Consider the following 23,177-nt stretch of genomic DNA (forward strand, 5'->3'; position numbering starts at 1 on the left):
CGTGACGGTGACGTTCGGGTGCGGGCCGGTGGGGGCTGAACGCGCCCGCGCGGCGGTGGCGCACAGGTCAGGGTCCCGCGCCCCTGGGGGGTCGTGGTCACGTGCCTGGTAGTCGGACCGGTCGGCCGCCCGTCCAGCGGGCCGTACGTCGACCTCCTGCCGCGCGTCCGCCCCGGGACAACCCCGTCCTGCGGGCCTACACGCGCGCGCGCAAGGCCTGGGACCGCCCGCTCACCGCCTACTACGTGATCCTCGGCGGCAGTCTGCTGATCACCGTGCTCGGGCTGGTGATGGTGTACTCCGCCTCGCAGATCACCGCGCTGCAGATGTCGCTGCCCGGCTCGTTCTTCTTCCGCAAGCAGTTCCTGGCCGCCTCCATCGGGGCCGTGCTGCTGCTGGTCGCCTCCCGGATGCCGGTCAAGCTGCACCGGGCGCTGGCCTACCCGATCCTCGCCGGAGCCGTCTTCACGATGGCCCTGGTGCAGGTGCCCGGGATAGGGATGGCCGTCAACGGCAACCAGAACTGGATCTCCCTCGGCGGCTCCTTCCAGATCCAGCCCAGTGAGTTCGGCAAGCTCGCCCTGGTGCTGTGGGGCGCCGACCTGCTCGCCCGCAAGCAGGACCGCAAGCTGCTCGCCCAGTGGAAGCACATGCTGGTGCCGCTGGTCCCGGTGGCCTTCATGCTGCTCGGGCTGATCATGCTCGGCGGCGACATGGGGACGGCGATCATCCTGACCGCGATCCTCTTCGGGCTGCTGTGGCTCGCGGGCGCGCCCACCCGTCTGTTCGTCGGTGTGCTGTCGATCGCGGCCGCGATCGGGTTCCTCCTGATCAAGACCAGCCCCAACCGGATGGCCCGGCTCGCCTGCATCGGTGCCACCGAGCCGAAGTCCGGGGCCGCCGACTGCTGGCAGGCCGTGCACGGGATCTACGCCCTCGCCTCCGGCGGGATCTTCGGCTCCGGACTCGGGGCGAGTGTGGAGAAATGGGGACAACTCCCTGAAGCCCACACGGACTTCATCTTCGCCGTCACCGGTGAGGAACTGGGCCTCGCGGGGACGCTGTCGGTGCTCGCCCTGTTCGCGGCTCTAGGCTATGCGGGTATCCGCGTGGCCGGACGCACGGAGGACCCCTTCGTGAGGTACGCCGCGGGAGGTGTGACCACCTGGATCACCGCGCAAGCCGTGATCAACATCGGTGCGGTGCTCGGTCTGCTGCCGATCGCCGGCGTCCCCCTCCCGCTGTTCTCCTACGGGGGCTCCGCCCTGCTGCCGACCATGTTCGCGATCGGGCTGCTGATCGCCTTCGCACGTGACGACCCCGCTGCACGGACGGCGCTTGCGATGCGGCAACCCCGCTTTGGTAGAAAGCGGGGGGCCGGGGGTTCCCCGGTGAAACGGGAACCCCGGAGATGGAACACGATGCGACGGCGTGCCTCGGCGGCGCGTCCGTCCGGAGAGCGGTGAATTTCGGTGCATGTCGTACTCGCTGGTGGGGGGACCGCCGGCCACATCGAGCCCGCGCTCGCCCTCGCGGACGCCCTGCGCAGGCAGGACCCCACCGTGGGGATCACGGCCCTGGGCACCGAGCGCGGCCTGGAGACCACGCTCGTTCCGCAGCGGGGCTACGACCTCGCGCTGATCCCGGCCGTACCGCTGCCGCGCAAGCCCACCCCTGAGCTGATCACCGTCCCGGGCCGGCTGCGCGGCACGATCAAGGCCGCCGAGCAGATCCTGGAGCGCACCAAGGCCGACGCCGTCGTCGGCTTCGGCGGTTACGTGGCCCTGCCCGGCTACCTCGCCGCCAAGCGCCTCGGGGTGCCGATCGTGGTCCACGAGGCCAACGCGCGCCCCGGCCTGGCCAACAAGATCGGCTCCCGGTACGCCGCCCGCGTCGCCGTCTCCACGCCCGACAGCAAGCTGCGCGACGCCCGCTACATCGGCATCCCGCTGCGCCGCTCCATCGCCACCCTGGACCGCGCCGCGGCCCGTCCCGAGGCGCGGCACATGTTCGGCCTCGACCCCAACCTGCCGACGCTGCTCGTCTCGGGCGGCTCGCAGGGCGCCCGCCGGCTCAACGAGGTCGTCCAGCAGGTCGCGCCCTGGCTCCAGCAGGCCGGCATCCAGATCCTGCACGCGGTCGGCCCGAAGAACGAACTGCCGCACGTCCAGCAGATGCCGGGGATGCCCCCCTACATCCCGGTACCGTATCTGGACCGGATGGACCTCGCGTACGCCGCGGCCGACATGATGCTCTGCCGCGCGGGCGCGATGACCGTCGCCGAACTCTCCGCCGTCGGACTCCCGGCCGCCTACGTCCCGCTGCCCATCGGCAACGGCGAACAGCGGCTGAACGCCCAGCCGGTGGTCAAGGCCGGCGGCGGACTCCTCGTCGACGACGCGGAACTCACCCCCGAGTGGGTCCGGGAGTCCGTCCTGCCGGTGCTCGCCGACCCGCACCGGCTGTACGAGATGTCCCGCGCCGCCAGCGAGTTCGGCCGCCGGGACGCCGACGACCTGCTCGTCGGCATGGTGTACGAGGCGATCGCGGCGAGTCGCGCCCAGCGATAGGCGCCGTTGTCCAGGTGAGCGAAAGGGGAGGGAGCGTGGCCGGACCCGCCACCGTCGAGCGCGGTGCACGCCAGGAGGAGCCGTCCGGCCCGCCCCTCGTCCGAAGGCTGGGCGGCCCGCGCCGATTCCGTATGATGATCATCATCGTGCTCACCGTCCTCCTCCTCGGCGGAGGCACGGTCTGGGTGTTGTACGGCTCCCCGTGGACGAGGGTCGAGCGCGTCGAGGTGTCCGGCACGGACGTCCTGACGCCCGACCAGGTGCGCGAGGCGGCCGCCGTACCGGTCGGATCGGCGCTCGTCTCGGTCGACACCGGGGCGATCGCCGCGCGCCTGCGCGCACGGCTGCCCAGAATCGACACGGTCGACGTGGTGCGTTCCTGGCCCCATGGAATCGGCCTGAAAGTGACGGAACGGCAGCCCGTCCTGCTCATCGGAAAAGGGTCGAACTTCGTGGAAGTGGACGACGAAGGCGTCCGTTTCGCCACGATTTCCCGGACACCGAAGAACGTACCCCTGCTCGAAATGGCCGTCTCCGCGCGTTCGGGCGGTTCCGGCGCCGCGAGCCTGCGCCGCTTCGGCGAGGACCGGCTGGTGCGCGAGGCGGTGGAGGTCGCCGGCGACATTCCGGACGCCGTCGCCCAGAAGACCCGTGCCCTCAAAGTCCGTTCCTACGACGACATCTCGCTGGAGCTGGCCGACGGCCGTACGGTCGCCTGGGGAAGTGCCGACCAGGGAGCCCTGAAGGCGCGTACGCTCGGTGCTCTCATGAAAGCCTCCCCGGCCGCGCGGCACTTCGACGTCAGCGCTCCCACGGCCCCCGCGTCATCAGGGAGTTGACGCACATCGGCGCAGGCCAGCACCCTGGTTGGGCAGCGACACGGCTGATCACATAGGGTGAAAAGAAAAACGGGAGGTTCGGCGTGTTCGTTGAACGGGCGCCACTTGTCGACTTAGTGTCCTGTTCAGAAGACTCCAAGGAACAGACACACTGGTAACCCTAAACTTCAGCGTTAGGGTTCGGGTCGGCGAAACGGACCGTCCCATTCGGCATCAGTCGTCGGATCGCACCATCTGCGAGGCGGCGACACGTAACTCGAGGCGAGAGGCCTTCGACGTGGCAGCACCGCAGAACTACCTCGCAGTCATCAAAGTCATCGGTGTCGGCGGCGGTGGTGTCAATGCCATCAACCGGATGATCGAGGTCGGTCTCAAGGGCGTCGAGTTCATCGCCATCAACACGGACGCGCAGGCGCTGTTGATGAGCGACGCCGACGTCAAGCTCGACGTCGGCCGCGAACTGACCCGCGGACTCGGCGCCGGCGCCAACCCGGCCGTCGGCCGCAAGGCCGCCGAGGACCACCGCGAGGAGATCGAGGAGGTCCTCAAGGGGGCCGACATGGTCTTCGTGACGGCCGGTGAAGGCGGCGGCACCGGCACCGGCGGCGCGCCCGTCGTGGCCAACATCGCCCGCTCCCTGGGCGCCCTGACCATCGGCGTGGTCACCCGCCCGTTCACCTTCGAGGGACGGCGCCGGGCCAACCAGGCCGAGGACGGCATCGCGGAACTCCGCGAAGAGGTCGACACCCTCATCGTCATCCCCAACGACCGGCTGCTGTCCATCTCGGACCGCCAGGTCTCGGTCCTGGACGCCTTCAAGTCGGCCGACCAGGTCCTGCTCTCGGGTGTCCAGGGCATCACCGACCTCATCACCACCCCGGGCCTGATCAACCTCGACTTCGCCGACGTCAAGTCGGTCATGTCCGAGGCCGGCTCGGCGCTCATGGGCATCGGCTCGGCCCGCGGCGACGACCGCGCGGTGGCCGCGGCGGAGATGGCGATCTCCTCGCCGCTCCTCGAGGCCTCCATCGACGGTGCCCGCGGCGTGCTGCTCTCCATCTCCGGCGGCTCCGACCTCGGCCTGTTCGAGATCAACGAGGCCGCCCAGCTGGTGAGCGAGGCCGCCCACCCGGAGGCCAACATCATCTTCGGCGCGGTCATCGACGACGCGCTCGGCGACGAGGTCCGGGTCACCGTCATCGCGGCCGGCTTCGACGGCGGCCAGCCCCCGGCCCGCCGGGACAACGTCCTCGGCTCGGCCACGGCCGCCGCCCGCCGCGAGGAGCCCGCTCCGGTACGGCAGCCGGAGAGCCGCCCGTCCTTCGGCTCGCTCGGCAGCGTCACGCCGAAGGAGGAGCCGGAGCCGGCCCCCGAGCCGGTGGCCGAGATCCCGGTCGCCCCGCCGGTCCCGCCGTCGCGGACCTACTCGGACAGCGCGGCCGAGGAACTGGACGTGCCGGACTTCCTGAAGTGATAGGACAGCGCGAGAGCGTGAGCGGCGCGCACTTCGCCTTCACCGACCGGTGGGGCGGGGTGAGCGCCGCTCCGTATGAGGAGCTCAACCTCGGCGGGGCGGTCGGCGACGACACCGCGGCCGTGCACGCCAACCGGCAACTGGCCGCCAGGTCGCTGGGGCTCGATCCGTCGGACGTGGTCTGGATGAACCAGGTGCACGGCGCCGACGCCGCGGTCGTCGAGGAGCCCTGGGGTGACCGGCCGGTGCCGCGGGTCGACGCGATCGTCACCGGGCGGCGCGGACTCGCTCTCGCCGTCCTCACCGCCGACTGCACCCCCGTCCTCCTGGCCGACCCGGTCGCCGGGGTCGCCGCCGCGGCGCACGCGGGCCGGCCCGGCATGGTCGCCGGGATCGTCCCCGCCGCGGTACGCGCCATGGTGGAGCTCGGTGCCGAGCCGTCCCGGATCGTCGCCCGCACCGGACCCGCCGTCTGCGGCCGGTGCTACGAGGTGCCGGAGCAGATGCGCGCCGAGGTCGCCGCCGTCGAGCCGGCGGCGCACGCCGAGACCAGCTGGGGCACCCCGGCGGTCGACGTGACCGCCGGGGTGCACGCGCAGCTCGACCGGCTCGGGGTGTGCGACCGGGAGCAGTCGCCGGTGTGCACCCGTGAGTCCGGGGACCACTTCTCCTACCGCCGCGACCGCGCCACAGGGCGACTCGCGGGATATGTCTGGCTGGACTGAGGGGCATGACGGACCGTAAGGACGAACTCGCCGTGAACCTGGCGAGGGTGGAGGAGCGCATCGCCCGCGCGTGCGCCGCCGCCGGCCGGGCGCGGGAGGAGGTGACCCTGATCGTGGTCACCAAGACCTACCCGGCCGACGACGTGCGGATCCTCGCCGACCTCGGGGTGCGGCACGTCGCCGAGAACAAGGACCAGGACGCCGCTCCCAAGGCCGCGACTTGCTCGGACCTGTCGCTTTCCTGGCACTTCGTCGGTCAGTTGCAGACCAACAAGGTGCGATCGGTCGTCGGTTACGCGGACTTCGTACAGTCCGTGGACCGCTCCCGGCTGGTGGGCGCGCTGTCGAAGGAAGCGGTGCGTGCCGGGCGGGAGGTCGGCTGCCTGATCCAGGTCGCCCTCGACGCCGGCGAGAGCGGGCGCGGGGACCGGGGCGGCGTGGCGCCCGCCGGGATCGAGGAGTTGGCCGCGCTGGTGGCCGGCGCGCCGGGACTGAGACTCGCCGGACTGATGACCGTCGCACCTCTGACCGGTGAGTACGCCGGTCGCCAACGGGCCGCTTTCGAGCGGTTGATGGATTTGTCGACTGACCTGCGCCGAGCCCATCCCGGTGCCACCATGGTGTCCGCGGGGATGAGTGCGGACCTCGAGGAGGCCGTGGCCGCCGGGGCGACACATGTACGCGTCGGCACTGCGGTACTCGGAGTCCGCCCCGGGCTCGGGTAACGTCGCCAGGAAGTCGGACCACAGCAGAAAATATGGTCATTACCGCCGGTAGGCGGGCACAAGGGCCACGTGGATCGCGGGACTTGGCAGTCGAAAGCCGATCCACCACAGAGCGGAGGACTCAGAGCATGGCCGGCGCGATGCGCAAGATGGCGGTCTACCTCGGCCTCGTGGAGGACGATGGGTACGACGGCCGGGGCTTCGACCCCGATGACGACTTCGAACCCGAGCTCGACCCGGAACCCGAGCGGGACCACCGGCGACACGAGCCGTCCCACCAGTCGCACGGAGCACATCAGTCCCAAAGGGACGAAGAGGTGCGAATCGTGCAGCCGCCCGCGCCCCGTGAGCCGGTGGCCCGATCCGCCTCCCTCGCCGCGGAATCCGGGCGTCCGGCGCGCATCGCGCCCGTGGCATCCATCACACAAGAACGTCAGTCCCTGGAGAAGAACGCACCGGTGATCATGCCCAAGGTCGTGTCGGAACGAGAGCCGTACCGGATCACCACGCTCCACCCCCGGACCTACAACGAGGCCCGTACCATCGGGGAACACTTCCGTGAGGGCACCCCGGTGATCATGAATCTGACTGAGATGGATGACACAGACGCGAAGCGACTTGTCGACTTTGCGGCCGGTTTGGTGTTTGGTCTTCACGGCAGCATCGAGCGGGTGACCCAGAAGGTGTTCCTGTTGTCTCCTGCTAACGTCGATGTCACGGCGGAGGACAAGGCCCGCATCGCAGAGGGCGGGTTCTTCAACCAGAGCTGAGACACAAGACCGGACACAGGGGAGAGGGAAGCACCGAACATGAGCGTGGTTCTGCAGGTGATCTACGTCGTGCTGATGGTCTTCCTGATCGTGCTCATCTTCCGATTGGTCATGGATTACGTCTTTCAGTTCGCCCGCTCATGGCAACCCGGCAAGGCGATGGTGGTCGTTCTCGAGGCCACCTACACTGTCACCGATCCACCGCTCAAGCTTCTGCGGCGAGTCATCCCGCCGTTGCGTCTCGGGGGCGTGGCACTCGACCTGTCCTTCTTCGTATTGATGATCATCGTCTACATCCTGATCACACTCACCCAGGCCGGGATGTGAGCGATGTGAGAGATACGGTCCTGCCGAATGCCGACGACTACGTTGAGGTGAAGAGATGCCGTTGACCCCCGAGGACGTGCGGAACAAGCAGTTCACGACCGTCCGCCTCCGAGAAGGCTATGACGAGGACGAGGTCGATGCCTTCCTCGACGAGGTCGAAGCCGAACTGACCCGCCTGCTCCGCGAGAACGAGGACCTGCGCGCCAAACTGGCCGCGGCCACGCGTGCTGCTGCCCAGAACCAGCAGAACATGCGCAAGCCCCCGGAGCCGCAGGACCAGCAGGGCGGCATGCCTCAGCAGGGTGGGATGCAGCAGGGCGGCATGCAGCAGGGTGGGATGCAGCAGGGCGGCATGCCCCCGCAGGGGATGCCGCAGCAGGGCATGCCTCCGCAGGGAATGCCCCAGCAGGGGATGCCCCAGCAGGGCATGCGAGGTCCCGGCGCTCCGGTGCCCGCCGGCATATCGGGCCCGCCGCAGCAGCAGATGGGTGGCCCCATGGGTGGCCCGCCCCAGCTGCCGAGCGGTGCCCCGCAGCTGCCCGCCGGTCCCGGCGGTCAGGGTGGTCCGCAGGGTCCCGGCCCGATGGGTCCGGGTCCGATGGGCCAGGGCCCCATGGGTGGTCCCATGGGCGGTCAGCCCCCGATGCAGCAGCAGATGGGCGGTCCGATGGGCGGCCCCATGGGCGGTCCGATGGGCGGCCCCGGTCAGGGCCCCGGTGGCGACAGCGCCGCCCGAGTCCTCTCGCTGGCCCAGCAGACCGCCGACCAGGCGATCGCCGAGGCCCGCTCCGAAGCCAACAAGATCGTCGGCGAGGCCCGTTCGCGCGCCGAGGGTCTGGAGCGTGACGCCCGGGCCAAGGCCGACGCCCTGGAGCGGGACGCGCAGGAGAAGCACCGCGTCGCGATGGGCTCCCTGGAGTCCGCCCGCGCCACGCTGGAGCGCAAGGTCGAGGACCTGCGCGGCTTCGAGCGCGAGTACCGCACGCGTCTGAAGTCGTACCTCGAGTCCCAGCTGCGTCAGCTGGAGACCCAGGCCGACGACTCCCTCGCTCCGCCGCGCACCCCGGCTGCAGCTTCCCTGCCGCCGTCCCCCGCGCCCTCCATGGCTCCGGCCGGCGCCGGCGCGCCGTCCTACGGCTCCGGTGCTCCGGGTATGGGGTCCGGCATGGGCTCGGGCATGGGTTCGGGCATGGGCGCGCCCAGCCCCGCCGCGCCGTCCTACGGCGGGCAGCAGCAGATGTCCCCGGCCATGACGCAGCCGATGGCACCGGTTCGTCCGCAGGGTCCCTCCCCGATGGGCCAGGCTCCCTCGCCGATGCGTGGCTTCCTCATCGACGAGGACGACAACTGACGGCCAGTAGTACGCCTTAGGCGTCGGCAGCGTTCAAAGGGCGGGCCCCGGATTCCGATCCGGGGTCCCGCCCTTTTTACGCGTGTTGACGATGGTGCAGGTGGTGACGGGTGGGGCGGGCGGTGCATGCGAAGGGGCCCGGTCTCCAGGAGACCGGGCCCCTCTCGTACGCCCTTACGCCTTGCGCAGGCGGAACGTCAGCGTCAGGCCCTCGTCGGTGAACGACGTGCCGTACGTCTCGTCCGCCTCGCCCTGGGCGAAGTCCGTCGCCAGGACCTCGTCGGCGATCAGCCCGGCGTGCCCGGTGAGCGCGTCCACGGTCGCCGGGTCGGTCGCGGTCCAGCGCAGCGCGATGCGGTCGGCGACATCGAGGCCGCTGTTCTTGCGGGCCTCCTGGATCATCCGGATCGCGTCCCGGGCGAGGCCGGCGCGGCGCAGCTCCTCGGTGATCTCCAGGTCCAGGGCGACGGTGGCGCCGGAGTCGGAGGCGACGGACCAGCCCTCGCGCGGGGTCTCGGTGATGATGACCTCGTCGGGGGCGAGGGTGATCGTCTCGCCGTCCACGTCCACCGACGCGGTGCCCTCGCGCAGGGCGAGGGAGAGCGCGGCCGCGTCCGCGTTCGCGACGGCCTTGGCCACCTCCTGGACGCGCTTGCCGAACCGCTTGCCGAGGGCCCGGAAGTTGGCCTTGGCGGTGGTGTCGACCAGCGACCCGCCCACCTCGGAGAGGGAGGCGAGGGACTCGACGTTCAGCTCCTCGGTGATCTGCGAGTGCAGTTCGGGGGAGAGCGCGTCGAAGCCGGCCGCGCCGACCAGGGCACGGCTGAGCGGCTGGCGGGTCTTGACGCCCGACTCCGCGCGCGTGGCGCGGCCCAGCTCCACCAGGCGGCGGACCAGGACCATCTGCTTCGACAGCTCGGGATCGATGGCGCTCAGGTCGGCCTCGGGCCAGTCGGCGAGGTGCACCGACTCCGGGGCGCCCGGGGTGACGGGCACGACCAGGTCCTGCCAGACCCGCTCGGTGATGAACGGGGTCAGCGGGGCCATCAGCTTGGTGACCGTCTCCACGACCTCGTGCAGGGTGCGCAGCGCGGCCTTGTCGCCCTGCCAGAAGCGGCGGCGCGAGCGGCGGACGTACCAGTTGGACAGGTCGTCGACGAACGCCGAGAGCAGCTTGCCGGCGCGCTGGGTGTCGTACGCCTCCAGCGCCTGGGTGACCTGGTCGGTCAGCGCGTGCAGCTCGGAGAGCAGCCAGCGGTCGAGCAGCGGGCGCTCGGCGGGCGCCGGGTCGGCCGCGCTGGGCGCCCACGCGGACGTGCGGGCGTACAGGGCCTGGAAGGCGACCGTGTTCCAGTACGTGAGGAGCGTCTTGCGGACGACCTCCTGGATGGTGCCGTGGCCGACGCGGCGAGCCGCCCAGGGGGAGCCGCCGGCCGCCATGAACCAGCGGACGGCGTCGGCGCCGTGCTGGTCCATGAGCGGGATCGGCTGCAGGATGTTGCCCAGGTGCTTGGACATCTTGCGGCCGTCCTCGGCGAGGATGTGGCCGAGGCACACGACGTTCTCGTACGAGGACTTGTCGAAGACCAGGGTGCCGACCGCCATCAGCGTGTAGAACCAGCCGCGGGTCTGGTCGATGGCCTCGGAGATGAACTGCGCCGGGTAGCGGGACTCGAACAGGTCCTTGTTCTTGTACGGGTAGCCCCACTGCGCGAACGGCATCGAACCCGAGTCGTACCAGGCGTCGATGACCTCCGGCACGCGCGTGGCGGTCCGTGCGCAGCCCTCCTGCGGGCAGGCGAAGGTGACCGCGTCGATGAACGGGCGGTGCGGGTCCAGCTCGGACTGGTCGCTGCCGGTCAGCTCGCTCAGCTCGGCGCGCGAGCCGACGACGGTGAGGTGGTCGTCCTCGCAGCGCCAGATCGGCAGCGGGGTGCCCCAGTAGCGGCTGCGGGAGAGCGCCCAGTCGATGTTGTTGTTCAGCCAGTCGCCGAAGCGGCCGTGTTTGACCGTGTCCGGGAACCAGTTGGTCTTCTCGTTCTCCTGGAGGAGACGGTCCTTGACCGCGGTGGTGCGGATGTACCAGGACGGCTGCGCGTAGTAGAGGAGCGCGGTGTGGCAGCGCCAGCAGTGCGGGTAGCTGTGCTCGTACGGGATGTGCTTGAAGAGGAGGCCGCGCTGCTGGAGGTCCTCGGTGAGCCGTTCGTCCGCCTTCTTGAAGAAGACACCGCCGACCATCGGGACGGACTCCTCGAAGGTGCCGTCCGGGCGGACCGGGTTGACCACGGGCAGGCCGTAGGAGCGACAGACCTTGAGGTCGTCCTCACCGAACGCGGGGGACTGGTGCACCAGGCCCGTACCGTCCTCGGTCGTGACGTACTCGGCGTTGACGACGAAATGCGCCTCGGCCGGGAACTCCACGAGCTCGAACGGACGTTGATAGGTCCAGCGCTCCATCTCGGCGCCGGTGAAGCGCTGACCGGTCGTCTCCCAGCCCTCGCCGAGCGCCTTGGCCACCAGCGGCTCGGCGACGACGAGGTTCTCCTCGCCGTTCGTCGCGACGACGTAGGTGACCTCGGGGTGCGCGGCCACGGCCGTGTTGGACACCAGGGTCCACGGGGTCGTCGTCCACACCAGGAGCGCGGCCTCGCCGGCCAGCGGACCGGAGGTGAGCGGGAAACGGACGTACACGGACGGGTCGACGACCGTCTCGTAGCCCTGGGCCAGCTCGTGGTCGGACAGGCCCGTGCCGCAGCGCGGGCACCAGGGGGCGACGCGGTGGTCCTGGACCAGCAGGCCCTTGTTGAAGATCTCCTTCAGCGACCACCAGACCGACTCGATGTACTCGGGGTCCATCGTGACGTACGCGTCGTCGAGGTCGACCCAGTAGCCCATGCGGGTCGTCAGCTCGGAGAAGGCGTCGGTGTGGCGGAGCACGGACTCCCGGCAGCGGGCGTTGAACTCGGCGATGCCGTACGCCTCGATGTCCTTCTTGCCGGCGAAGCCCAGCTCCTTCTCGACCGCCAGCTCCACCGGCAGGCCGTGGCAGTCCCAGCCGGCCTTGCGGGCGACGTGGTAGCCGCGCATGGTGCGGAAGCGGGGGAAGACGTCCTTGAAGACACGCGCCTCGATGTGGTGGGCGCCCGGCATGCCGTTGGCGGTGGGCGGGCCCTCGTAGAACACCCACTCGGGGCGGCCCTCGGACTGCTCCAGGCTCTTGGCAAAGATCTTCTGCTCGCGCCAGAAATCGAGCACGGCGTGCTCGAGGGCGGGCAGGTCGACCTGGGCGGGCACCTGTCGGTACTGCGTCATCGATCTTCCTCCGGCGGACGTACTGCCTTCCGTCGGAGGGACGAGAGCCTTCGTTTCCGTCTACGCCGTGTGCGGCGCGCTCCCGCGGTACCACCCTCCTTGGCCCTCCGGTGCGCCCTGCGCTCCGGTGAGCCCCCTCATTGGGGTCGCGATGCCGGTTCTACTCGCCGCTCTGTCCGGGCTGCGGCTTTCTTCCGGCGGCTCCGGGGTGATCTTCACGTCGCGCTCGCCCCCGGGCTTCCACCGTCCCCGGGTCGCTCTGGGCTGCGTACGTCGCTACTCGTCCCCATCCACGCTTTTCGCTCCGCCCAGTGTACGGCGCCGCACGGACAGCGGCCGACCGGTTTTCGGGGCTTCCGGACGCGGTGGCCGGCCCGGCGCGGGGTGACCCGATTGGTGGGCCCGCGGCGGGGTACGCGGGTTCGCGTTCCGGGGCGGTCCGCCGGGCGGATTACCCGCCGGGGAGCTGGGCACAACGCAGGCAGGCCGACCGCGTGGCGTGCGCGAGGCGGGCGAATTCGGCGGTGTGCCCCGTTGCCGCGGCTCTCAAGTCGATTTATCGTCCCAGCACGATTCGCGCGCAAGATCACCATATGTGAAGGGGCCGCGGCCATGGCGGCGAAGAAGACCACTGCCGAGCAGCCGAAGGTGACTGCCGACAAGCCGGCGGCGCAGGCGAGGGCCGCGCGGCCGGCAGGCGCCGTGCAGGGCGCTGCCGAGAAGCCGGCAGGGCGCGAGAGCCCCGCCAGGAGGACCACCGGGGAGAAGTCCCCCCGGGGCAAGCCCGCCACCACGCCCACGGCCGGTGCCGCGGGCACACCGAAGAAGGCGGCGGCCGCCAAGAGGGCGACCGGCAGGAGGGCGGCCCCCGCCGATACGGCCGACGGGGAAGCCGAGGCCTCCGGGACCGGGCGCGGAAAAGCCGTGGCTTCCAGAGCGGCGGGCGGGAAGACCGCGGTTTCCGCGACGCGGGGTGGGAAAGCTGCGGTTGCCGGGGCGGCGGATGCTGCCGAGAAGGCGGGAGCGAAGACGACACCTTCCGGGACGGCCGGCGGGAAGGGTACGGCGGCCAAGGCGGCCGGCGGGAAGACGGCGACTGCCGAGGAGATCGGCGGGAAGGAGACGCCTGCTGAGGCGGCCGGTGGCAAGGCTGGGGCGGCCGAGGCGGCCGGTGGGAAGGCTGTGGCAGCCAAGGCGGTCGGCAGGAAAGGGACGGCGGCCAAGGCGGCCGGTGGGAAGGCTGCGGTGGCCGAGGCGGCCGGCGGGACCGACGTGGGCGCGGGGCGTGGTGGGGGCGTCGGGGGCTCCCCGGCTGCTGCCGGTGACGGGGTGGGGCCGGACGTGGCCGCCGCAGGAGGCGCGGTCGGCGAGGAGGCGGGTGCTTCGGGGGCGGCCGGGAAGAAGACGGCCGGGAGGAAGGCGGGCGGCCGGAAGGCGGTCGCCCGCGGCAAGGCCGCGGACGCCGAGGGCGTGGCGACGGCGGGCGCGGGAAAGAAGAGCACGGCCAAGAAGGTGGGCGCGGCCACGGCCGCGGAGCAGACGGGAGCCACGACGGTGGTTGCGAAGAAGACTCCTGGCACGGCCACGGCGGCGAAGACCGCCGTTCCCAAGGCGCGGCTCGCCGCGGTGGAACCCGGCGAACTCCCGGTACGCCCCGGAGAGGAGCCCTGGACCCCCGGGGAGGTCGAGGAGGCCCGGGACGAGCTCCAGTCCGAGATGGAGCGGCTGCGGGCCGAGCTGGCGTCCTCCGAGACGGCCCTGGTGGGCCTGATGCGGGACTCCGGGGACGGCGCGGGCGACGACCAGGCGGACACCGGGACGAAGAACATCACGCGCGAGCACGAACTGGCGCTGGCCGCCAACGCGCGCGAGATGCTGATCCAGACCGAGCACGCCCTGGAACGGCTGGACGCCGGTACCTACGGCCTGTGCGAGAACTGCGGCAAGGCCATCGGCAAGGCCCGGATGCAGGCGTTCCCCCGGGCCACCCTGTGCGTGGAGTGCAAGCAGAAACAGGAGCGCCGGTACTGATCGCGTGCCGGTGCGGGGGCGTGTCGTACCCTCGTCCTCAGTCAGGTACCTAGGTTGAGGGACTCACGTGGCAGAGGCGGAGCGCGTCATCGGTACGCCGGACATCCCAGAGGCGGCGGGAGCCGAGCCGGAGCAGTCCTCCGGCCCGGACCTCCCGGACGGGCAGGAGAGCACCGGGGCGGGGTCCAGGGGCAAGCGCCGGATCGCCGTGCTCTTCGCCGTCGCCACGTTCGCGTACGCCGTCGACCTGGTCAGCAAGATGATCGTGGTCGCCAAGCTGGAGCACCACGCGCCGATCGAGATCATCGGGGACTGGCTGCGGTTCGAGGCGATCCGCAACGCGGGCGCGGCCTTCGGCTTCGGCGAGGCCTTCACGATCATCTTCACCGTCATCGCGACGGCGGTGATCGTGGTCATCGCGCGGCTCGCCCGCAAGCTCTACAGCCTGCCCTGGGCGATCGCGCTGGGCCTGCTGCTGGGCGGTGCGCTGGGCAACCTCACCGACCGGATCTTCCGCTCCCCGGGTGTCTTCGAGGGCGCGGTCGTCGACTTCATCGCGCCGAAGCACTTCGCGGTCTTCAACCTCGCCGACTCGGCGATCGTGTGCGGCGGCATCCTGATCGTGCTGCTGTCCTTCAAGGGGCTCGACCCGGACGGCACCGTCCACAAGGACTGACCGCCCGTCCCCGAGGTTGTCCACAGGCCCGTACGGGGCGGTGGGAGCCGTCCGGCATACTCGACGGGTGAGCACGATTCCCGAGATCCGTACCCTGCCCGTGCCGGACGGCCTGGAGGGCGAGCGCGTCGACGCCGCTATCTCCCGCATGTTCGGCTTCTCCCGCACCAAGGCCGCGGAGCTCGCCGCGGCGGGGAAGGTCTCGGTCGACGGCTCGGTGGTCGGCAAGTCCGAGCGGGTGCACGGCGGGGCCTGGCTGGAGGTCGAGATGCCGCAGGCGCCGGCCCCCGTGCAGATCGTCGCGGAGCCCGTCGAGGGTATGGAGATCGTGCACGACGACGACGACGTCGTGGTGATCGTCAAGCCGGTGGGCGTGGCCGCGCACCCCTCGCCCGGCTGGAGCGGCCCCACCGTCATCGGCGGGCTGGCCGCCGCCGGCTACCGGATCTCCACCTCCGGCGCCGCCGAGCGCCAGGGCATCGTGCACCGCCTCGACGTGGGCACGTCCGGCCTGATGGCGGTCGCCAAGTCCGAGCGGGCGTACACCTCGCTCAAGCGCCAGTTCAAGGAGCGCACGGTCGACAAGCGCTACCACACGCTGGTCCAGGGGCACCCGGACCCCACCAGCGGCACCATCGACGCGCCCATCGGCCGCCACCCGAACCACGACTACAAGTGGGCGGTCACCGCCGACGGCAAGCCGTCCGTCACGCACTACGACCTGATCGAGGCCTTCCGCGCGGCCTCCCTGCTGGACGTGAAGCTGGAGACCGGCCGGACCCACCAGATCCGCGTCCACATGTCCGCCCACCGCCACCCCTGCGTCGGCGACCTGACCTACGGCGCGGACCCGACGCTCGCCAAGCGGCTTCGGCTGACCCGCCAGTGGCTGCACGCCGTGCGGCTGGGCTTCGAGCACCCCGGCGACGGGCAGTGGGTGGAGTTCGCCAGCGACTATCCGGCCGACCTCCAGAAGGCCCTGGACCAGGTCCGCGAGGAGACCTGGGGATGAGCGGCACGCCCGCGTACACGGTGCGGGTCGCCGCGGACCCCGCCGACCTGGAGGCGTGCCGCGCGGTGCGCAAGGAGGTCTTCGTCCGTGAGCAGGGCGTCCCCGAGGACCTGGAGTACGACGAGCACGACGCCGGGGCGGTGCATGTGCTGGCGGTCCGCGCGGACGGCACCCCGCTCGGGACGGGGCGGCTGCTCACCGGCGCGGCGGCCGCGGAGCGGACCGGCGGCGACCCCGCGGTCGGGTCCCTCGGGCGGCTGGCCGTGGCGCGGGAGGCGCGCGGGCTCGGCGTCGGGGTCGCGCTGGTGCGGGCCGTCGAGGAGGCGGCCCGCGCGCGGGGGCTGACGGCCGTCGACCTGCACGCGCAGACCCAGGCCCTCGGGTTCTACGAACGGCTGGGGTACACGGCGTACGGCCCGGAGGAGCTGGAGGCGGGGATTCCGCACCGGTCCATGAGGCGTTCTCTCTAGTTCCCGGTGGCGCGTGCGAGGCTGGACAGCTGGATGCCCTTGATCGTCTAGCCGTCCGGAGCGCCGCCCGTGGACCAGTTGGCCCTGCTGTTCGTGCTGTTGCTCGGGGCCGTGGTGAGCGTCCCGGTCGGGGACCGGTTCGGGCTGCCGTCGCCGGTCCTCATGACCCTGCTCGGGATCGTCCTCGCGGTGCTGGACTTCGTGCCGAACGTCGACGTCCCGCCGGGCCTCATCCTGCCGCTGGTGCTGCCGCCGCTGCTCTACGCGGCCGTACGGCGCACCTCCTGGCGGCAGTTCGCCGCCAACAAACGGCCCATCTTCCTGCTCGCCGTGGCGCTGGTGTTCGTCACCACGGTCTGTGTGGCCGCCGTGGCCCACGCGGTGATCCCCGGACTGCCGGTCGCCGCCGCCGTCGCTCTCGGCGCCCTGGTCGCCCCGCCCGACCCGGTGGCCGCGACCGCCGTCGCCGGACAGCTCGGGCTGCCGCGCCGGCTCGTCTCCATCCTGGAGGGCGAGGGCCTGTTCAACGACGTGACGGCCATCGTCCTCTACCACGTGGCGATCGCCGCCGCCGTCAGCGGGGAGTTCGTGCCCGGGGAAGCGGCCCTGGAGCTGGTGCTGTCCGCCGTGGTCGCGGTCGCCGTGGGGGTCGGACTCGGCTGGGGCGCCAACCGGCTGCTCGACCTGCTCGGCGACGCGACCCTCCAGATCGGGCTCACCCTGCTCGTGCCGTACGCCGCCTACGTGCTGGCCGAGGAACTGCACGGCTCCGGGGTGCTCGCCGTGCTGACGTGCGCGCTGTTCCTCGCCGAGTACGCCACCGACCCCGACGACGTGCTCACCCGGCTCGCCGGGCACGCCTTCTGGGACATCGTCGACACGCTGGTGACCGGGGTGGCGTTCGGGCTGATCGGGCTCGAACTGCACAACGCGATCCGTACGGCGTCCGGGCGCTGGGGCGAGATGCTCGGCTGGGCCGGGATCGTCGCGGCCGTGGTGATCGTCGTACGGCTGGCATGGCTGCTGCCGGCGACCTGGCTGACCAAACGGCTGCACGCGCGCCGCGACTACGACGAGGACATTCCGCTGAGCTGGCGGGAGACCGTGATCATGTGGTGGTCCGGGATGCGGGGAGTGGCGTCGGTCGCGCTGGCCCTGGCCATTCCGCTGGAGACGGAGGCGGGGGACGCCTTCCCCGACCGCGACGAGATCATCTTCGTCGCGTTCGGGGTGATCATGGCCACGCTGGTGCTCCAGGGGCTGACCCTGCCGTGGCTGGTGAAGCGGCTCGGGGTGCGGGCCGACACCGAGCGGGAGAAGGCGTTCGAGCGGGAGCTGGCGGTGCGGGCGGCGAAGGCGGCGAAGCGCCGGCTGCGGGAGATCGAGGAGGTGGAGGAGCTGCCGGAGGAGCTGAGCGAGCAGATGCTGCGGCGGGCGTTCGAGATCGGGGTGCGGATCAGTCCCGAGATGGGGGAGGAGGAGCGGCGGGAGGCGCACGAGGCGCGGGTGCGGAGGCTGAAGCGGGTGCGGCGGATCCAGGGGGAGCTGCTCAGCGCGGCCCGGCACGAGGTGCTGGCGGCGCGCGGTGAGGCGGGGGCGGATCCGGAGGTGGTGGACCGGGTGCTGCGCCAGCTGGACGTGCGCAGCCTGCGGTGAGTCCCCGCGCGCGTGGGTGAAGCGGCGTGTGGGTGCCGGGCGGTCACGGCACTAGCCTCGGACCATGGCACGCAATGTGGTGATCAGCGGTGGTGGTACGGGAATCGGGCTCGCTACGGCCCGGGTCTTCGCTGCGGACGGGGACCGGGTGCTGTTGCTCGGGCGGCGGGGCGAGGTGCTGGAGAGGGCGGCCGTCGACGGGGCGCTCGCCTACGCCGCCGACCTGAGCCGGGCGGACGAGGTCAGAGGGGTGGCGCGGTTCGTCGCGGAGGAGTTCGGGACGGTCGACGTGCTGGTGCACGGCGCGGGCGGCACCGGGCATCTGGAGCCGCCGAGCGCGAGCGAGGACCCGCTCGACCGGGTCGCCCACGACTGGACCGTGAACTTCCGGATCAACACGCTCACCGCCGCCCTCCTCACCGAGGCCCTGAAGGACCGGCTGGCCTCGCCCGGCGGACGGGTGCTGTTCATCAGCTCCGTCGCCGCCTACCGGGGGTCCGGCAACGGGGCGTACGCCGGCGCCAAGGCCGCCCTGCACCCCTACGCCCGCGATCTCGCCCGGGAGCTGGGCCCGCGCGGGATCACCGCCAACACCGTCGCTCCCGGCTACATCGAGGACACCGGGTTCTTCGGCGAGGCCATCGACCCCGCGCGGCGGGAGCGGCTGATCGGCGAGACCTTCGACGGGCGGGCCGGGACGCCGGGAGACGTCGCCGCCACCCTGCACTGGCTCGCCTCGCCCGGCGCCGCGCACATCACCTCGCAGGTCGTCCAGGTCAACGGCGGCGCCGAACGCGGCAACTGAGCCCCCGCGTCACGGGTGATGCGCCGCCGCCCCGTCCGGGGAGGAGGAACGGGCACCGGGGATCCGGGCCGGCGGCGGCGTCGCGTCCGCCGTGTTGACGCGCGGCAGGGCGTACGGGTGCTCCTTGGCCAGCCAGCGGACCATCTGCTCGCGGACCGTGACCCGGACCGTCCAGATGTCGTCGGCGTCCTTCGCGGTGACCAGCGCCCGCACCTGCATGGTGTTCGGGGTGGTGTCCGTCACGTCCAGCCCGCAGGCCCGGCCGTCCCAGGCCGGGCACTCGCGCAGGATGTCCCGCAGCTTCTCCCGCATCACGTCCACCGGTGCCGTGTGGTCGACGTGGAAGTAGACGATCCCGGTCATCTGCGGCGTCCCGCGCGACCAGTTCTCGAACGGCTTGGAGGTGAAGTACGACACCGGCATGGTGATCCGGCGCTCGTCCCAGGTCCGTACCGTCAGGAAGGTCAGCGTGATCTCCTCGACGGTGCCCCACTCGCCGTCCACCACGACCGTGTCGCCGATGCGCACCATGTCGCCGAAGGCGATCTGGAGCCCCGCGAACATGTTGCTCAGGGTCGACTGGGCGGCCACACCGGCGACGATGCCGAGGATGCCGGCCGAGGCCAGCAGCGAGGCGCCCGCCGCCCGCATCGCCGGGAACGTCAGCAGCATCGCCGCCACCGCCATCACGCCGACGACCGCCGACACCACCCGCATGATCAGCGACACCTGGGTCCGCACCCGCCGCACCCGCGCCGGATCGCGGTGCACGCGCGCGTAGCGGGAGTACGACGTCTCCACGACCGCCGCCGCGATCCGGATCACCAGCCAGGCCACCGAGCCGATCAGCACCAGGGTGAGCGCCCGGCCGATGCCGGTGCGATGGTCCTCCAGCAGCTTCGCCTGGTCGTAGGAGCCTCTGAGCAGGGCCGCGCACAGCACCAGCTGGTACGGGATGCGGCCGCGCCGCAGCAGACCCCACAGCGGTGTCTCACGGTGCCGGGCGTCGGCCTTGCGCAGCAGTAGGTCGGTGGCCCAGCCGATGAGGACGGTCAGCAGGACCGAACCGCCGACCACGACGACGGGGCGGATCAGGTTCTCCATCCCCCGAAAGTAACCGGGTCGGCGGTGCCTTGAACATGTGACTTCCGTGCAGGGACGCACACAGGGCGTTGTCGGTGCCGGCTGGCACCATGGGCGCATGAACATCATGCTCTTTCACTCGGCCTACGGACTGCGCCCCGCCGTGCGCGCGGCGGCCGACCGGCTGCGCGCCGCCGGGCACGAGGTGTGGACCCCGGACCTCTTCGAGGGACGCACGTTCGAGACGGTGGAGGAGGCCAGGGACTACCGGGAGGAGACCGGCAAGGACGAGCTGCTGAGGAGAGCAGTCCTGGCCGCCGCGCCCTACTCGGAGAGAGGGCTGGTGTACGCCGGGTTCTCGCTGGGCGCGGCGATCGCGCAGACCCTCGCCCTCGGCGACGCCAAGGCGCGCGGCCTGCTGCTCCTGCACGGCACCTCCGACCTCGCGCCGAACGCCTCGGTGGACGAGCTGCCGGTGCAGCTGCACGTGGCGGAGCCGGACCCGTTCGAGCCCGACGACTGGCTGAGCGCCTGGTACCTCCAGATGGGCCGGGCGGGCGCCGACGTGGAGGTCTACCGGTACACGGGCGCCGGGCACCTGTACACCGACCCCGACCTCCCGGACTGGGACGCGGAGGCCGCCGAGGCCACCTGGCGGGTGGCACTCGGCTTCCTCGACACGCTCTGACCGGCTCAGACCGGGTCGTACGTCCGCTCGACCTTCTGGGTCCCGCTGCGCGTGCGGTACGAGCGGGACCAGGAGGAGGTCGCGGTGGCGCTGGTGCGGTCGGACAGCACGTAGTAGTCCATCTGCGCGCGGTCGGCGGTGATGTCCAGGACGCCGTAGCCGTGGCGGTCGGTGTCCACGAAGTGGACGTGCCGGTTGGCGGCCCGGATGATCGGCGAGGCGATCGCGGTCAGCGTGCCCTCCGGGACCTTGACGATGTCGTCGAGATTGTCGGAGGTCACCGAGGTGACCACGAACTCGGTGGCGGCCGACGCCGACAGCGGATAGGTGCCCGCGTCCACCGGCACGTCGTTGGCCCACGCCATGTGGATGTCACCGGTCAGGAAGACCGTGTTGCCGATGGCGTTCGCGCGCAGGTGCGCCAGCAGCTCGCGGCGGTCGTCGGTGTAGCCGTCCCACTGGTCGGTGTTGAGGGCCAGGCCCTCCTGCGGCAGACCGAGCAGCTTGGCGAGCGGCTTGAACAGGTCGGCGGAGAGGGAGCCGACGGCGAACGGCGAGATCATCACCGAGTTGCCGACCAGCCGCCAGGTGGTGTCGGACGCCTTCAGTCCGGCCTTCAGCCAGTCGAGCTGGGCCCGGCCGGTGATGGTGCGGTCGGGGTCGTCCACCGAGCCGTTGCCGATCTTGACCTGCTGCGAGCGGAAGGACCGCAGGTCGAGCAGGGAGAGGTCGGCCAGCTTGCCGAAGCGCAGCCGGCGGTAGGTGGTGCCGGCGATCGCCGGGCGGACCGGCATCCACTCGAAGTAGGCCTGCTTGGCCGCCGCCTGACGGGCCGTCCAGGCGCCCTCGGTGCCCTCGGTGTGGTTCTCGGCGCCGCCGGACCAGGTGTCGTTGGCGAACTCGTGGTCGTCCCAGATCGCGACGACCGGCGCCTTGGCGTGCAGGGCCTGGAGGTCGGGGTCGGTCTTGTACTTGCCGTGCCGGGTGCGGTAGTCGGCCAGGGTGAGGATCTCGTGGGTGGGCAGGGTCTGCCGGACGACCGTGCCGCGCGCGCCGTACTCGCCGGTGCCGTACTCGTAGATGTAGTCGCCGAGGTGCAGCCAGGCGTCCAGGTCGCCGCGGGCCGCGAGATGGCGGTACGAGGAGAAGTAGCCGGCCTCCCAGTTGGCGCAGGAGACCACGCCGAAGCGCAGGCCGGCCACCGCGGCGTCCGCCGCCGGCGCGGTGCGGGTGCGCGCCACCGGGGAGTTCGTGCCGCCCGCGGTGAAGCGGAACCAGTAGTCGGTGGCCGGGGCGAGGCCGCGGACGTCCGCCTTGACGGTGTGGTCGGTGGCGGCGGTCGCGGTCAGGGAGCCCCGGCTGACGACGTTCGTCAGGGCCTTGTCGGTGGCGACGACCCACCCGACCTCGGTGTCCGGGCCGAGCCCGGAGCCGGGTACCGCCTCGGTGGTGGGCGTCACCCGCGTCCACAGCAGGACGCCGTCGGGCAGCGGGTCGCCGGAGGCGAGACCGTGCAGGAAGGCCGGGGCCTCGGCGGCCGCGCGGGCGGGTATCGCGGAGGCGAGCGGTCCGGCCAGGACAGCCGTCGCCGCCGCGGCCTTGACGACCGTACGGCGGCGCGGGGACAGCGAGTCGGCGCGCTCTGACGAGGTGTCGGCGCTCTCGGGTGATCTGTGTCGACTGGTCACGGGCGATGAGATTACTGACCAGTACGGCGACAGAGCGGGCGAACGTGAAAAGTTCGCCCGCTCTTCGGCTGCGCGTTCTGTGGCGCGCCCCGGTCTAGCCCTTGAGGGCCGCCGCGATCGCCGTGTTGAAGTCGGCGACCGTCATCGGTGCGTTCTTCCCGTCCGCACCGGTCAGCGTCTTGCCGTCCATCTTCAGGGTCGGGGTGCCCGAGACGCCGCTGTCGTCGAAGGTCTTCGACATCTCCAGCGCCCAGCGGTCGTAGGTGCCGTTCTTCACCGCGTCCTGGAACGCGGTGTTGCCCTTCAGCGCCTTGACGGTGTCCGCGACCTTGATGAGATAGGAGTCGTCCTTGAACTTGTCGGTCGTCTCCGCCGGGTGCCACTTCGCCGTGTACATCGCGGTCTTGTACTCGAGGAACGCCTCGGGGCTGACGTTCAGCGCGGCGCCCAGGGCGCTCAGCGCGTTCTTGGAGCCCTCACCGGTGAGGCTGCGGTCGAGGAAGGTGGCGCCGACGTACTGGATCTTGAACTTGCCGGCGTCGAAGTCCTTCGTCACCGTCGGGCCGACGGTCTGCTCGAACTGGGCGCAGATCGGGCAGCGCGGGTCCTCGTACATCACGAGGGTCTTCTTGGCGCTCGCCTTGCCGAGGACGACCGTCGTGCCGTTCTTGCCGCTGGTGTTGGCCGGCTCGACCAGCTTGGCGGTCTTGGCCTCCTCCCAGTAGCTGGGCTTGTTGGCCTGGACCACGGCGTAACCTATGCCGCCCGCCGCGGCCAGCACGCCGAGGGCCGAGGCGGCGACGATGATCTGCCGCTTGGCCTTGGCCCGCTTGGCCTGCTTCTCGCGCTCGACGCGCAGCCGCTCCCGGGCCGCCGTCTTCGCCGCCTGGGTGTTCCGCTTGCTCATGTCGGTGTTCTCCATCGGGGACGCGCACGCTCGTGCGCGGATACGTGTGGGGGACTGCTCGTGCTCGG

The 23,177-nt window shown here is 71.3% G+C and carries 20 protein-coding genes; 16 read left to right on the plus strand and 4 right to left on the minus strand.

All coding sequences use genetic code 11. From position 1 onward, the window contains the following. The first annotated feature begins 101 nt into the window (after positions 1-101). The 9 genes from ftsW to U5640_RS33235 all read left to right on the plus strand — a co-directional run bounded on the left by ftsW (position 102) and on the right by U5640_RS33235 (position 8,781). Positions 102-1,466: a putative lipid II flippase FtsW gene (ftsW, locus tag U5640_RS33195; protein ID WP_340380741.1), complete on the plus strand. Its 1,365-nt coding sequence runs from the start codon at positions 102-104 to the stop codon at positions 1,464-1,466. Between the two features lie 6 nt (positions 1,467-1,472). Continuing rightward, the gene (gene murG / locus U5640_RS33200) at positions 1,473-2,570 is read left to right on the plus strand and encodes an undecaprenyldiphospho-muramoylpentapeptide beta-N-acetylglucosaminyltransferase (RefSeq protein WP_055633830.1); all 1,098 of its coding nucleotides are present in this window, start codon (positions 1,473-1,475) and stop codon (positions 2,568-2,570) included. Between the two features lie 35 nt (positions 2,571-2,605). Beyond that, entirely contained in the window at positions 2,606-3,409 is an 804-nt protein-coding gene (locus U5640_RS33205) for an FtsQ-type POTRA domain-containing protein (RefSeq protein ID WP_340380744.1), read from the plus strand. A 277-nt stretch (positions 3,410-3,686) separates the two neighbouring features. Then, a complete protein-coding gene (gene ftsZ / locus U5640_RS33210) occupies positions 3,687-4,883 on the plus strand; it encodes a cell division protein FtsZ (protein ID WP_340380746.1) in 1,197 nt (398 codons plus the stop codon). Continuing rightward, the gene (gene pgeF / locus U5640_RS33215; RefSeq protein ID WP_340380748.1) at positions 4,880-5,608 is read left to right on the plus strand and encodes a peptidoglycan editing factor PgeF; all 729 of its coding nucleotides are present in this window, start codon (positions 4,880-4,882) and stop codon (positions 5,606-5,608) included. The genes ftsZ and pgeF overlap by 4 nt, the downstream gene beginning before the upstream one ends. 5 nt (positions 5,609-5,613) lie before the next feature. Beyond that, on the plus strand, positions 5,614-6,333 hold the full coding sequence (locus tag U5640_RS33220) for a YggS family pyridoxal phosphate-dependent enzyme (RefSeq protein WP_340380750.1): 720 nt from the start codon (positions 5,614-5,616) through the stop codon (positions 6,331-6,333). 128 nt (positions 6,334-6,461) lie between these two features. Continuing rightward, a complete protein-coding gene (gene sepF / locus U5640_RS33225) occupies positions 6,462-7,103 on the plus strand; it encodes a cell division protein SepF (protein ID WP_055633826.1) in 642 nt (213 codons plus the stop codon). 39 nt (positions 7,104-7,142) lie between these two features. Next, a complete protein-coding gene (locus U5640_RS33230; protein WP_067245235.1) occupies positions 7,143-7,430 on the plus strand; it encodes a YggT family protein in 288 nt (95 codons plus the stop codon). A gap of 55 nt (positions 7,431-7,485) precedes the next feature. Next, positions 7,486-8,781: a DivIVA domain-containing protein gene (locus U5640_RS33235; RefSeq protein ID WP_340380754.1), complete on the plus strand. Its 1,296-nt coding sequence runs from the start codon at positions 7,486-7,488 to the stop codon at positions 8,779-8,781. A gap of 174 nt (positions 8,782-8,955) precedes the next feature. On the opposite strand, the gene ileS is transcribed toward U5640_RS33235, so the two are convergent. Continuing rightward, complete coding sequence (gene ileS, locus U5640_RS33240; protein WP_340380756.1) at positions 8,956-12,093, minus strand: isoleucine--tRNA ligase; 3,138 nt, start codon at positions 12,091-12,093, stop codon at positions 8,956-8,958. 1,182 nt (positions 12,094-13,275) lie between these two features. Between ileS and U5640_RS33245 the strand changes: the two genes are divergently transcribed. The 6 genes from U5640_RS33245 (at position 13,276) to U5640_RS33270 (ending at position 18,743) form a co-directional block, all read left to right on the plus strand. After that, a complete protein-coding gene (locus U5640_RS33245; RefSeq protein WP_340385480.1) occupies positions 13,276-14,124 on the plus strand; it encodes a TraR/DksA C4-type zinc finger protein in 849 nt (282 codons plus the stop codon). Between the two features lie 67 nt (positions 14,125-14,191). Continuing rightward, positions 14,192-14,800 (plus strand): signal peptidase II, encoded by a 609-nt coding sequence (gene lspA / locus U5640_RS33250; RefSeq protein WP_340380758.1) that lies wholly within the window; start codon positions 14,192-14,194, stop codon positions 14,798-14,800. 67 nt (positions 14,801-14,867) lie between these two features. Further along, positions 14,868-15,812 (plus strand): RluA family pseudouridine synthase, encoded by a 945-nt coding sequence (locus U5640_RS33255; RefSeq protein WP_067245243.1) that lies wholly within the window; start codon positions 14,868-14,870, stop codon positions 15,810-15,812. Next, entirely contained in the window at positions 15,809-16,282 is a 474-nt protein-coding gene (locus tag U5640_RS33260) for a GNAT family N-acetyltransferase (RefSeq protein ID WP_340380762.1), read from the plus strand. Before U5640_RS33255 ends, U5640_RS33260 begins: the two co-directional genes overlap by 4 nt. A gap of 69 nt (positions 16,283-16,351) precedes the next feature. Continuing rightward, positions 16,352-17,938, plus strand: a complete 1,587-nt coding sequence (locus U5640_RS33265; RefSeq protein ID WP_340380764.1) for a Na+/H+ antiporter — start codon at positions 16,352-16,354, stop codon at positions 17,936-17,938. A gap of 64 nt (positions 17,939-18,002) precedes the next feature. Further along, entirely contained in the window at positions 18,003-18,743 is a 741-nt protein-coding gene (locus U5640_RS33270; RefSeq protein ID WP_340380766.1) for an SDR family oxidoreductase, read from the plus strand. A 9-nt stretch (positions 18,744-18,752) separates the two neighbouring features. Here U5640_RS33270 and U5640_RS33275 read toward each other — a convergent pair whose 3' ends face one another. Then, a complete protein-coding gene (locus U5640_RS33275; protein ID WP_340380767.1) occupies positions 18,753-19,847 on the minus strand; it encodes a mechanosensitive ion channel domain-containing protein in 1,095 nt (364 codons plus the stop codon). A 97-nt stretch (positions 19,848-19,944) separates the two neighbouring features. On the opposite strand from U5640_RS33275, the gene U5640_RS33280 reads away from it, so the two are divergent. Beyond that, entirely contained in the window at positions 19,945-20,514 is a 570-nt protein-coding gene (locus tag U5640_RS33280) for a dienelactone hydrolase family protein (protein WP_340380769.1), read from the plus strand. Positions 20,515-20,519: 5 nt separating this feature from the next. Here U5640_RS33280 and U5640_RS33285 read toward each other — a convergent pair whose 3' ends face one another. Both U5640_RS33285 and U5640_RS33290 read right to left on the minus strand, forming a co-directional pair. Next, the gene (locus tag U5640_RS33285; protein WP_340380771.1) at positions 20,520-22,202 is read right to left on the minus strand and encodes an alkaline phosphatase D family protein; all 1,683 of its coding nucleotides are present in this window, start codon (positions 22,200-22,202) and stop codon (positions 20,520-20,522) included. A gap of 94 nt (positions 22,203-22,296) precedes the next feature. Further along, positions 22,297-23,109, minus strand: a complete 813-nt coding sequence (locus U5640_RS33290) for a thioredoxin domain-containing protein (RefSeq protein WP_340380773.1) — start codon at positions 23,107-23,109, stop codon at positions 22,297-22,299. Positions 23,110-23,177 lie beyond the last annotated feature (68 nt).

The sequence above is a fragment of the Streptomyces sp. SS7 genome (assembly GCF_037993025.1).
Classification (GTDB): Bacteria; Actinomycetota; Actinomycetes; order Streptomycetales; family Streptomycetaceae; genus Streptomyces.